Origin of the sequence: Segatella copri, assembly GCF_051861805.1 — a bacterium.
GTDB classification, from domain to species: domain Bacteria; phylum Bacteroidota; class Bacteroidia; order Bacteroidales; family Bacteroidaceae; genus Prevotella; species Prevotella copri_M.
The window spans coordinates 607,501-620,235 of sequence record NZ_CP146520.1; the positions used below are offsets into that span (position 1 = coordinate 607,501).

Annotated in this window: 5 protein-coding genes and 4 rRNA genes (1 of these 9 only partly in view); 3 read left to right on the forward strand and 6 right to left on the reverse strand. The window is 46.5% G+C overall.

The window, feature by feature from the left end; all coding sequences use genetic code 11:
* From V8Z93_RS02305 to V8Z93_RS02330, 6 genes are all read right to left on the reverse strand, one after another.
* Window positions 1-1,267 (reverse strand): 16S ribosomal RNA (locus V8Z93_RS02305); it reaches 265 nt to the left of the window's first position.
* A gap of 564 nt (window positions 1,268-1,831) precedes the next feature.
* A 5S ribosomal RNA gene (gene rrf / locus V8Z93_RS02310) occupies window positions 1,832-1,944 on the reverse strand.
* Between the two features lie 76 nt (window positions 1,945-2,020).
* Window positions 2,021-4,916, reverse strand: a 23S ribosomal RNA gene (locus tag V8Z93_RS02315).
* A 393-nt stretch (window positions 4,917-5,309) separates the two neighbouring features.
* Window positions 5,310-6,841 (reverse strand): 16S ribosomal RNA (locus V8Z93_RS02320).
* Together the 16S, 23S and 5S rRNA genes form the textbook arrangement of a ribosomal RNA operon.
* A gap of 720 nt (window positions 6,842-7,561) precedes the next feature.
* Window positions 7,562-7,729 (reverse strand): hypothetical protein, encoded by a 168-nt coding sequence (locus tag V8Z93_RS02325; protein ID WP_439432278.1) that lies wholly within the window; start codon window positions 7,727-7,729, stop codon window positions 7,562-7,564.
* A 58-nt stretch (window positions 7,730-7,787) separates the two neighbouring features.
* Complete coding sequence (locus tag V8Z93_RS02330; RefSeq protein ID WP_439432279.1) at window positions 7,788-9,485, reverse strand: hypothetical protein; 1,698 nt, start codon at window positions 9,483-9,485, stop codon at window positions 7,788-7,790.
* Window positions 9,486-9,975: 490 nt separating this feature from the next.
* Here V8Z93_RS02330 and trhA point away from each other — a divergent pair, with 490 nt between their 5' ends.
* The 3 genes from trhA to V8Z93_RS02345 all read left to right on the forward strand — a co-directional run bounded on the left by trhA (window position 9,976) and on the right by V8Z93_RS02345 (window position 12,529).
* Window positions 9,976-10,632 carry a PAQR family membrane homeostasis protein TrhA gene (gene trhA, locus V8Z93_RS02335; RefSeq protein ID WP_439432280.1) on the forward strand — a complete coding sequence of 219 codons (657 nt, stop codon included), beginning with the start codon at window positions 9,976-9,978 and terminating at the stop codon, window positions 10,630-10,632.
* A 179-nt stretch (window positions 10,633-10,811) separates the two neighbouring features.
* Window positions 10,812-11,639: an ABC transporter ATP-binding protein gene (locus V8Z93_RS02340; RefSeq protein WP_439432281.1), complete on the forward strand. Its 828-nt coding sequence runs from the start codon at window positions 10,812-10,814 to the stop codon at window positions 11,637-11,639.
* Between the two features lie 23 nt (window positions 11,640-11,662).
* Window positions 11,663-12,529: a hypothetical protein gene (locus V8Z93_RS02345; protein WP_439432282.1), complete on the forward strand. Its 867-nt coding sequence runs from the start codon at window positions 11,663-11,665 to the stop codon at window positions 12,527-12,529.
* Window positions 12,530-12,735: the final 206 nt, after the last annotated feature.

The following is a 12,735-nucleotide window of genomic DNA, read 5'->3' on the forward strand; positions in this document are numbered from 1 at the left end:
TGCAGAACACCATCTCTCTGTACCTGCCATTGTAACACGTGTGTAGCCCCGGACGTAAGGGCCGTGCTGATTTGACGTCATCCCCACCTTCCTCACACCTTACGGTGGCAGTGTCCCCAGAGTGCCCAGCGTGACCTGATGGCAACTAAGGAGAGGGGTTGCGCTCGTTATGGCACTTAAGCCGACACCTCACGGCACGAGCTGACGACAACCATGCAGCACCTTCACAGAGGCCCCGAAGGGCGTCATTGTCTCCAAATCCTTCCTCTGCAATTCAAGCCCGGGTAAGGTTCCTCGCGTATCATCGAATTAAACCACATGTTCCTCCGCTTGTGCGGGCCCCCGTCAATTCCTTTGAGTTTCACCGTTGCCGGCGTACTCCCCAGGTGGGATGCTTAATGCTTTCGCTTGGCCGCTGACCTATTCAGACCAACAGCGGGCATCCATCGTTTACCGTGCGGACTACCAGGGTATCTAATCCTGTTCGATACCCGCACTTTCGAGCTTCAGCGTCAGTTGCGCTCCAGTGAGCTGCCTTCGCAATCGGAGTTCTTCGTGATATCTAAGCATTTCACCGCTACACCACGAATTCCGCCCACTTTGTGCGTACTCAAGGAAACCAGTTCGCGCTGCAGTGCAGACGTTGAGCGTCTACATTTCACAACACGCTTAATCTCCGGCCTACGCTCCCTTTAAACCCAATAAATCCGGATAACGCCCGGACCTTCCGTATTACCGCGGCTGCTGGCACGGAATTAGCCGGTCCTTATTCATAAGGTACATGCAAAAAGTCTCACGAGACTCACTTTATTCCCTTATAAAAGCAGTTTACAACCCATAGGGCCGTCATCCTGCACGCTACTTGGCTGGTTCAGACTCTCGTCCATTGACCAATATTCCTCACTGCTGCCTCCCGTAGGAGTTTGGACCGTGTCTCAGTTCCAATGTGGGGGACCTTCCTCTCAGAACCCCTACTGATCGTCGCCTTGGTGGGCCGTTACCCCGCCAACAAGCTAATCAGACGCATCCCCATCCATCACCGATAAATCTTTAATCTCTTTCAGATGTCTTCTAGAGACGTCATTGGGTATTAGTCTTACTTTCGCAAGGTTATCCCCAAGTGATGGGCAGGTTGGATACGCGTTACTCACCCGTGCGCCGGTCGACGCCTAGAAAAAGCAAGCTTTCTCTATCGTTTCCCCTCGACTTGCATGTGTTAAGCCTGTAGCTAGCGTTCATCCTGAGCCAGGATCAAACTCTCCATTGTAAAATATCATTTTTACTTCTTGCCTCATTGCTGAAGCAATCGGTGTTTGTTGTCTGTACTTAGGACGAATATCCTTTTCGTTTATTGAAGCTTAGTAAACCTGACTTGTCAATTTCTTGACGGTTCGTTTCTTTTACCCAGTCAACTTTCTTATTTCTAAGAAGTTAACCGCTTCTTGTACTACTTGTCTGTTTATGTAAAATCTTTCAAAGAACTCTTTCTTTATGTTTGCTAAGAGAAGCGATTTCTCAAAAGCGAGTGCAAAAGTACAACAAAAATTCGAACCCACCAAACATTTCCACAAAAAACTTTAGATTTTAACCGTATTTTAACATTTAAAGGCCTAAAATGGGTTATTTTTGCCTCAACTAAGTGTTTTTCCAATTTTTTATGAGCAGCAAAGAATCTGCGTCATCCCAGACCGAGCAGGTCTAAAATCTGTGCACATCTGTGAAATCTGTGGGAAGAAAGGAAAAGCTGCAAAGAAAAAATCTGCGTCATCTGCGAAATCTGCGTGACAAAAAAAAGCCCCGACTACTTTCGTAATCGAGGCTTCCTGATAAAAGAAGGCGGCTACCTACTCTCCCGCATTGCATTGCAGTACCATCGGCGCAAGTGAGCTTAACTTCTCTGTTCGGAATGGGAAGAGGTGGGACCTCACCGCAATAACCACCTGATAATGGGGTATGACGTATTTGCACACAAGCAAAACAACATAATGAACTGAAAATACAGTTGAAACTATGAACTTTCAAAAGAAAGTGTTCGGGCAATTAGTAATGCTCGGCTTTGACATCGCTGTCTTTACACCTGCATCCTATCAACGTCATCGTCTTTGACGACCCTCAATGGAGCTCTCATCTTGCGGCTGGCTTCGCACTTAGATGCTTTCAGCGCTTATCCAATCCAGACTCAGATACCCAGCGGTGCGCCTGGCGGCACAACTGGTAAACCGGAGGTCTGTCCATCACGGTCCTCTCGTACTAGTGACGGCACCACTCAAAACTCCCACGCCCACGATAGATAGAGACCGAACTGTCTCACGACGTTCTGAACCCAGCTCGCGTGCCACTTTAATGGGCGAACAGCCCAACCCTTGGGACCTTCTCCAGCCCCAGGATGTGACGAGCCGACATCGAGGTGCCAAACCACCCCGTCGATATGAGCTCTTGGGGGGGATCAGCCTGTTATCCCCGGAGTACCTTTTATCCTTTGAGCGACGGAGTTTCCATACACATCCGCCGGATCACTATGCCCCAGTTTCCTGCCTGCTCGGCATGTCTGCCTCCCAGTCAAGCGCCCTTATGCCATTGCACTCTTTGAGGTCGGTTACCAATCGACCCGAGGGCACCTTTGGAAGCCTCCGTTACGCTTTTGGAGGCGACCACCCCAGTCAAACTACCCACCAAGCAGTGTCCGCGTATCACGCGTTAGACCTCAGACAGCCAAAGGGCCGTATTTCAAGGATGGCTCCACGAAAGCTGGCGCTCCCGCTTCAAAGCCTCCGGCCTATCCTACACATCGGATGACCAAGGTCAATGCTAAGCTGTAGTAAAGGTTCACGGGGTCTTTTCGTCCCATCGCGGGTAATCGGCATCTTCACCGATACTACAATTTCACTGAGCTCATGGTTGAGACAGCGTCCGGATCATTACACCATTCGTGCAGGTCGGAACTTACCCGACAAGGAATTTCGCTACCTTAGGACCGTTATAGTTACGGCCGCCGTTTACCGGGGCTTCAATTCAATGCTTCCACATAAGTGTGACATCTCCTCTTAACCTTCCGGCACCGGGCAGGTGTCAGGCTGTATACGTCATCTTTCGAGTTTGCACAGCCCTGTGTTTTTGTTAAACAGTTGCCTGGACCTATTCTCTGCGCCTCGCTATTCACGAGGACCCTTTATCCCGAAGTTACAGGGTCAATTTGCCTAGTTCCTTAACCATGAATCTCTCAACGCCTTAGTATGTTCTACCCGACCACGTGTGTCCGTTTGCGGTACGGGTGCCGCATGGGTTAAGCTTAGCGGATTTTCTCGGGAGTATGATTACCCACACTATTGGATTCTTCCGAAGAAGACTCCATACTATCAAGTTCAGCTCGGATGGTGGATTTGCCTGCCATCCTCAACACCTACACTCTTCAACGGGGACTTCCGTCGCCCCGCGGCAGTTTCACTGCTCCGTCTCCACGTCGCCCCATGCGGCAGTGACGGAATATTAACCGTCTCTGCCATCGCCATCGCCGTTCGGCTTAGACTTAGGACCCGACTGACCCCGGGCTGATTGGCATTGCCCGGGAAACCTTGGTCTTACAGCGGGAGGGAATCTAACCCTCCTTATCGTTACTTATTCCTACATTTGCTTTACTCACCGCTCCAGGATAACTTACGTACACCATTCGACGCTGTGAGTATGCTCCCCTACCGATACTTTTATGATTGCTATCCCGCGCCTTCGGTGTCTGCCTTATACCCGATTATTATCCATGCCCGGACCCTCGACTAGTGAGCTGTTACGCACTCTTTGAATGAATGGCTGCTTCCAAGCCAACATCCTAGCTGTCATAGGGACCAGACTTCGTTAGACTAACTCAGGCAGAACTCCGGGACCTTAGACGGCGGTCTGGATTCTTCTCCTCTCGGGGACGGACCTTAGCACCCGCCCCCTTACTGCCGGACTGCAAACCGTGAGCATTCGGAGTTCGTCAGGACTCGATAGGCGGTGAAGCCCTCTTGTCCTATCGGTCGCTCTACCTCTCACGGTGACCATCCGACGCGGCACCTAAATGCCTTTCGGGGAGTACGAGCTATCTCCAAGTTTGATTGGCCTTTCACTCCTACACTCGGCTCATCCAGAAGCTTTTCAACGCTTATTGGTGCGGACCTCCATCCCGTGTTACCGGGACTTCATCCTGGCCAAGTGTAGATCACTTGGTTTCGCGTCTACCCCCACTGACTGTGCGCCCTCTTCAGGCTCGCTTTCACTGCGGCTACGTGTCTCGTGACACTCAACCTCGCCAGTGACGGTAACTCGTAGGATCATTATGCAAAAGGCACGCCGTCACATCGTAAGATGCTCCGACCGCTTGTAGGCGCATGGTTTCAGGAACTATTTCACTCCCCTGCTCGGGGTTCTTTTCACCTTTCCTTCACAGTACTCGTTCGCTATCGGTCTCACGGGAGTATTTAGCCTTACCGGATGGTCCCGGCAGATTCGCGCAGGATTCCTCGTGTCCCGCGTTACTCAGGATACCGCTATGCTTGATTTGGCTTCGTGTACAGGATTATCACCTTCTGTGATGTAACTTTCCAGATACTTCCACTCACCATTTCAATACAATGTCGCGGTCCTACAACCCCAGCCACGCCTTGCGACGCCACTGGTTTGGGCTGTTCCCCGTTCGCTCGCCACTACTAGGGGAATCATTATTTATTTTCTCTTCCTGCAGGTACTAAGATGTTTCAGTTCCCTGCGTTAGCTCTAACACATGAGTGCTAGTAACCGTCCTTCAGACGGCTAGGTTGTCCCATTCGGAAATCTCCGGATCAAAGGTTATTTGCACCTACCCGAAGCTTATCGCAGCTTATCACGTCCTTCATCGCCTCCGTGAGCCTAGGCATCCGCCATACGCCCTTTCTTACTTTCTTTACGACTGTATTCTTGTTACTCGTTTCCGAATAACGAATAAGTAGCTCATACTTTCAGCTGTATTCTAACTTGTGAAATCTCATCTTGCGATTTGATTCACTTTAGTCTGAACTAAAGTTCATTACTTACAGTTTTGCTTGTGTCAATATGTCAAAGATCTTCTTGCCTTAAAAGGCATGGTGGAGATTGTGGAGTTGAACCATTTTGCTTGAGCCAAACTATTAATTATTAGTTATTAATTATTAATTCTCTCAGTCTCCTGTATTTAATTAAACAGATGGTGCGTACAAGAAGAGAAGCGAACTTTAATCAGTCACTATCTCAATAAATATAAGTGAAGAGATAATCAATAATAATTAATCACTAATCACTAAACATATTCGTCTCTCCAGAAAGGAGGTGTTCCAGCCGCACCTTCCGGTACGGCTACCTTGTTACGACTTAGCCCCAATTACCAGTTTCGCCCTAGGCCGCTCCTTACGGTCACGGACTTTAGGCGCCCCCGGCTTTCATGGCTTGACGGGCGGTGTGTACAAGGCCCGGGAACGTATTCACCGCGCCATGGCTGATGCGCGATTACTAGCGAATCCAGCTTCGTGGGGTCGGGTTGCAGACCCCAGTCCGAACTGAGACAGGCTTTAAGGATTAGATGCGCTTTGCAGAACACCATCTCTCTGTACCTGCCATTGTAACACGTGTGTAGCCCCGGACGTAAGGGCCGTGCTGATTTGACGTCATCCCCACCTTCCTCACACCTTACGGTGGCAGTGTCCCCAGAGTGCCCAGCGTGACCTGATGGCAACTAAGGAGAGGGGTTGCGCTCGTTATGGCACTTAAGCCGACACCTCACGGCACGAGCTGACGACAACCATGCAGCACCTTCACAGAGACCCCGAAGGGCGTCATTGTCTCCAAATCCTTCCTCTGCAATTCAAGCCCGGGTAAGGTTCCTCGCGTATCATCGAATTAAACCACATGTTCCTCCGCTTGTGCGGGCCCCCGTCAATTCCTTTGAGTTTCACCGTTGCCGGCGTACTCCCCAGGTGGGATGCTTAATGCTTTCGCTTGGCCGCTGACCTATTCAGACCAACAGCGGGCATCCATCGTTTACCGTGCGGACTACCAGGGTATCTAATCCTGTTCGATACCCGCACTTTCGAGCTTCAGCGTCAGTTGCGCTCCAGTGAGCTGCCTTCGCAATCGGAGTTCTTCGTGATATCTAAGCATTTCACCGCTACACCACGAATTCCGCCCACTTTGTGCGTACTCAAGGAAACCAGTTCGCGCTGCAGTGCAGACGTTGAGCGTCTACATTTCACAACACGCTTAATCTCCGGCCTACGCTCCCTTTAAACCCAATAAATCCGGATAACGCCCGGACCTTCCGTATTACCGCGGCTGCTGGCACGGAATTAGCCGGTCCTTATTCATAAGGTACATGCAAAAAGTCTCACGAGACTCACTTTATTCCCTTACAAAAGCAGTTTACAACCCATAGGGCCGTCATCCTGCACGCTACTTGGCTGGTTCAGACTCTCGTCCATTGACCAATATTCCTCACTGCTGCCTCCCGTAGGAGTTTGGACCGTGTCTCAGTTCCAATGTGGGGGACCTTCCTCTCAGAACCCCTACTGATCGTCGCCTTGGTGGGCCGTTACCCCGCCAACAAGCTAATCAGACGCATCCCCATCCATCACCGATAAATCTTTAATCTCTTTCAGATGTCTTCTAGAGATATCATTGGGTATTAGTCTTACTTTCGCAAGGTTATCCCCAAGTGATGGGCAGGTTGGATACGCGTTACTCACCCGTGCGCCGGTCGACGCCTAGAGAAAGCAAGCTTTCTCTATCGTTTCCCCTCGACTTGCATGTGTTAAGCCTGTAGCTAGCGTTCATCCTGAGCCAGGATCAAACTCTCCATTGTAAAATATCATTTTTACGTCGTCACTTCCGAAGAAGTAACTCGGTGTTTGTTGTCTGTACTTAGGACGAATATCCTTTTCGTTTATTGAAGCTTAGTAAACCTGACTTGTCAATTGCTTGACGGTTCGTTTCTTTTACCCAGTCAACTTTCTTATTTCTAAGAAGTTAACCGCTTCTTGTACTACTTGTCTGTTTATGTAAAATCTTTCAAAGAACTCTTTCTTTAGTTGCTTAGAGAAAGCGTATTTCTCAAAAGCGAGTGCAAAAGTACTAAGTATTTCCGAAACTGCCAAATGTTTTGAGGAAAAACTTTCATTTTTCTTTCGATTTTAACATTCAGAAACATTTCAAAGCTTTATTTTCTGCATTACACCTTATTATATTATATAGCATGAGGTGTGCACGAACACACACCACTATCAAGGCTACTGATAAGGGCTAAGAAATGGCCTCAAAAACACGCCAAAAGTGTTTCAAATGCTTTTTTAAGTGAAACCGTTTGTTTCCTTAAGGGAAAATCTACGTCTCCTTAACTGAAACTTGAAGTTTCCTTAAGGGAAAATTTTCCCATGCTTAATGCTGATTTTGGGGTATTTTATCTATCAAGATTTTTCCTGTCAATCAAATAACCCCGAACCAAGAAGAAATCTTGATTCGGGGTGTTTGGGAGGTGTGGCTTTCACCACACCCTTATTCATAGATGATAATCTATCATTTCTGATTACTCCTCTACGTCGTCCTCAGATTCCCAGATGCTGAAGCGAGGACGTGATGGTGCGAGAGGAGTCTTATCTACTGGTTCCTGGGTAATTTCAAGTGAAGACTGGCAAAGCTGAGAATCCAACTCCATCTCCATTACATTAATTTCTGGCTGAATATACTTTTTCATTTTGTTTCTATTTATTGATATTATTATAAATACTTATTATTAATTTATTAATGAATCATTACTTGATAACCACTTTCTTACCGTTGTGGATGTAAATGCCCTTAGCAGCCTTGCTTGTCTTCACACCCTGGAGTGTGTAATAAGCGCCATCTGCCTTAGCAGCTGCATTCACCTCGTTGATGCCTGTTGTCTCGCCACCAAACTGGATTGAGTAGAATCTTGTAGCGCTAGCTGCTGGCAACTCGAGATAAGCGTGACCCAAACTTACAGGAACGCCTTTCTTCAAAGGAGCGAATACAGCCTCACCATTCTGCTCTACCAAAGCATAGATAGTAGCACCATCACCCTTTGTATCAGCAGTAGCAGCCTTCAAATCATTACCATCAACAACTGTTGCCTCTCCTGTAGATGCAGCGAAGTTATAAGAACCAGCCTCAGCACCTACCAATACAGGAGTACCCTTTGCGATTACAGAACTAGCAGGAACTTCTGTCAATACAACTGCACTCTTAGCCTCATTTACCCTTGCTGTATAAACCTTCACATCAGCTGGAGCTACAACATTGCAGGTTGGAACGTAAGTTGCGAACTTCACGGCTGATACTGCAACGTCTTCGCTAGTAACTTTCTCCAAGAGGATATAATCTAAGATAAGATTACCATTAGAACCTTTTGCCTTGATAACAGCATTCTTATCAAACGCCATTGCATCTTCTGTTATTGTAGTACTTGCAATCTTATTTACAGACCAATTAACATCTTTAGTTGCAATTTCTTTATCATCAACAGAAACTATAAACTGACAATCTTTACGCACATTGTAATTGCAAACGGCATAAGACAAACGATAAACTCCAGTTTCTGGAATTGTAAACAAATTCATATTTGTATTGAAACCTCTCATTGCTGCACCAGAAGAATAGTTGGCACTTTCCATCTTTGCTTTATTTATAGCATTCTCTGCCTCAACAAAATAAGCAGTACCCTTGTATGCTGAATACTTTATTTCTGTAGTTCCAGATTCTACAGGAGAAACAGAATCGCTAAAAGTATTTGCATCACAAACATAAGTTACCTTACCATTTTCGTCAGTCAAATACTTAGGATATGCATAATCAACCTTGGTTTCTGCGACCAATTTATCATTAGAGAATACTTTCTTTAGAACCTTATTATTCTCATCCACTAAATTGACATCATAAGATATAATCTTAAGTTTCTCTTCAGCAGTCTCAACAGTTAATGTTATTCCAGATATTGCCTGCTCACGGCCTGAAGCTGTATAAAAAGCGAAACCAATTGCATTGTCAGAATTGTCCAAAAGAGCAGTTGTCACATCAAGCGTAACCTTTTTAGCAGTTGTATTAACATTTACTCCAGCACCATTCAGACATACAGGATGCAAAATCTCTTTGGTATTAACTGTAGCCCATGTAGCAGTTGTTGCATCCCATCCCGTACCTACCTCTGCTACTTGTACATTAGAGTTCTTGCCTACAACTGTACACTGTGAAGTAAAGGTCAAAGTTGCACTCTTCAAATTCTTTCCTTTCAAATTTGAAGAAGCATCGAACTTTGTTAAAACAACGGGTGTACCACCCCAGTCTTTTACTGCATTAGTAAAAGCACCACCACTAATTTTTGCAAACGAGCAAGACCATGTTGTCGCATTTACATCATAATACACCTTGGATTCCAATGTATTATCATTCTTATCATTTCCATGAATCACAGTTGTCTGCGTTGGATTGAGCACTACTGTGTCTGCCCACCCCCCCCATAGAGCCAGCAACGATGCCAGCCATTACGAGCATTGTCTTAAGTAAATTTTGTTTCATTTGTTTCTGGTTTAAAATATTTATATTATTGTTTACTCATTCTTTCTTTTGTTCTATTCCAGGTTTGTATTATAAGAATTCAATTTGTACTATTACTTAGGGTATAAAGATTAGAATACGAGATATCGTATCAAAATGATGAATGTGATTCAACAATGATTAATATGATGTATTTGAAAATCTTTGTTTAGTAGATGCGACATCACGCCGCTCAGTTTACCAATTGTTGCATTTTGGTTTACTACGTTTAAATTGTTGAGTGCAAAAGTAACACTTTATCCGATACGCCGTATCATTTTCTATCATTTTTTAAGTTTTTTTCACTCTAAGACCTCTAAAAGTATCGGAAAAGGGGATAAAATGCCGAAAACATTTCGTATCTTTGCAGAAATTTTAAAAGAAAAGTATATGAAACTCAAAATACATTTCAGTCATAAAGAGGAACTCTGGAACTCCTGGTCGCACGCAGGAGGCATCCTGATGGGCGTTGTCGTGGGGGCCATCTTCCTGTATTGGTGCTTTACCATGCACAACGGATGGGCCACGGCAGGAATCATCCTCTACTTATTCGGTATGCTGATGTCGTACATCGCATCCACGGTTTATCACGCCATCTCAGCCTGGAGCAAATGGAAGGAGCGACTGCGAAAGTGGGACCACGCCGCCATCTACTGGCACATTGCGGGTTCCTACTCCCCTATCACCCTGATTGCGCTGCGCGACCAAGGCTACTGGGGCTGGAGCCTCTTCATCTTTATCTGGGCGTGCGCCATCGCCGGAACCATCATGAGTTTTACCCGGCTCAAGGACCACAGCAACCTGGAGACCACCTGCTTTGTGGGCATGGGACTGTCGGTGCTCGTGGCTTTCAAGCCACTGATAGATTCCGTATCTACCACCACGGTGGCTTGGATCATCGCCGAGGGCGTGTGCTACATCACGGGAGCCGTGTTCTACAGCATCAACAAGAAGAAATACATGCATTCCGTGTTCCATTTCTTTGTTTTGGCAGGTAGCATCTGCCACATCATCGCCGTTTGGGATATTCTGATGAAATACATTTAAGCAAGCATAAAGGCATCGAAAAGTGAAGGCTTTTCGATGCCTTTGCTTTTTATAATAAGGTGATAATGTTAACATTACGTTAAAGTATGAAAATAATTACCCAAAAGTTTGGAACTTATTGCAGAAAAGTATACCTTTGCAGTGTTCTATTGAAGTAGTACACTCAAACATTAACGATTATGATACAGATTAAAGACATTGATTTCAGATACCCAGGTAGCAAGCACCTTGTATTTAGAGATTTCTCTTTGGAACTCAAGGAGAACAACATTTATGGCTTGCTTGGTAAGAACGGTACAGGCAAGAGCACCCTGCTCTACCTCATCAGCGGATTGCTCCGCCAGCAACAAGGTACCGTTCTCGTGGATGGCATTTCGGCACAAGATCGCAAAGCCGAGATGCTGAAGGACATCTTCATGGTGCCCGAGGAGTTTGAACTGCCCAACGTTTCCCTTGCCACCTACGTGAAGATGAACCAGGAGTTCTATCCTAACTTCTCGCAGGAAGTGCTGGATCGTTGCCTCAAAGATTTTGATTTACCACTCTCTCTCAAGTTGAACGAACTCTCGATGGGACAGAAGAAGAAGGTATTCATGAGTTTCGCACTCGCCACGGGTACCCGCTTTCTTCTGATGGACGAGCCAACCAATGGTCTCGACATCCCATCGAAGAGCCAGTTCCGTAAGGTCATCGCCAACAACATGACGGAAGACCGCACCCTCATCATCTCTACCCATCAGGTGCACGATGTAGAGTCGTTGCTCGACCACATCATCATCATGAACCAGAGCCAGCTCCTGCTCGATGCATCGGTTTCGGATATCTGCGAGAAATACACCTTCGAATATCGCAACCCACAGGAAATGGACGACACCGTGCTCTACGCCGAGCCAACCCTGCAGGGCAATGCCGCCATCTGCAAGCGACAGGAGGGTGAGCAGGAAACACAGATGAACCTGGAATTGCTCTTCAATGCAGTGATAGGCGGAAAATTAGGAAAAATATAAAATCATTTTAAATAACGACGATTATGAACAAGACTTTTGATTTACATAGATTCGGAATGGTGCTACGTTGGGATTTGCTTACCAACAGGAAAAGCTATTTCTGCAGTATCGCAGGATTGGCTATCGGCATCATCATGCTTTCCATTTCCATGCTTTATACCTTCCCTCATAGCCATTACATTGTAGGAGGAGATTTGGGTAATTACTACGAAGATAGCATGACAGGATTCCTTGCCACTATTTTAATAGCGTTTTTCTTTGTATCTGCCTGCAACATCTTTAGCAATACGAAGACCAAGCTGCAACGAGAGAACTTTCTGATGTTGCCAGCCAACAATCTGGAGAAATATGCAGCTCGTTTCCTGATGATGAGTGTAGGCAGTATTCTCGTGATGCTGATTGCAACACTTATAGCCGACTTCGTGCAGTTTGTATTGAGCTTCTTCATGACTCCCGGTTACCATGCAAGCATCATCGGAAGTTCTCTAAGACAAATATACGAAGCCGCAACCAATACCGGTGACAATCCTATCTGTATCTTAGCGGGGCAATGTAAAATAGAAGCAGCTCTGGTTGGATGGAGCTTTCTCATCATGATTTACTCCTTCACTCTGCTAGGCGGCACCTTCTTCCGCAAACAGCCTATCATCCTGACAGCCGTATCAGGTATTATCATTTACATGATTGTAGGTTATTGCGGCAGCAAGCTCGAAGATTGGGGAGCTTTCGATTTCTACACCCATCTTAACCATGATAATCCGGGCACTTCTCTCTGCATCGCCATCTTCTGGTCGGTCGTTTTCCTTGCTTTGGCAGCCTTCAGCCTCTGGGCATCCTACAAGCTCTTCACCCGCATGCAGGTAATCTGCAACAAGTGGATAAACATCTAACAGTACTTTCGCATGTGGTTCAAGAACGGGCTGAAGGCCCAAAAGCCCCTAGCCCAGGGCATCGCCCTGGGTATAATAGTAATTATTGCAAAGCGCCCTGTAAGGGCAAAAGCTTTGTAAATTGCCGGGGGCTTTGAAGCTTTTGCCCTTACAGGGCGACAGGCTAGCGTCCTTTAAAACCCAGGGCGATGCCCTGGGCTAGGAGC

Coding starts and splice junctions, on each gene's coding strand:
- V8Z93_RS02325 (WP_439432278.1), bottom strand. CDS start 7,729: ATGAAAAAGTATATTCAGCCAGAAATTAATGTAATGGAGATGGAGTTG.
- trhA (WP_439432280.1), top strand. CDS start 9,976: ATGAAACTCAAAATACATTTCAGTCATAAAGAGGAACTCTGGAACTCC.
- V8Z93_RS02340 (WP_439432281.1), top strand. CDS start 10,812: ATGATACAGATTAAAGACATTGATTTCAGATACCCAGGTAGCAAGCAC.
- V8Z93_RS02345 (WP_439432282.1), top strand. CDS start 11,663: ATGAACAAGACTTTTGATTTACATAGATTCGGAATGGTGCTACGTTGG.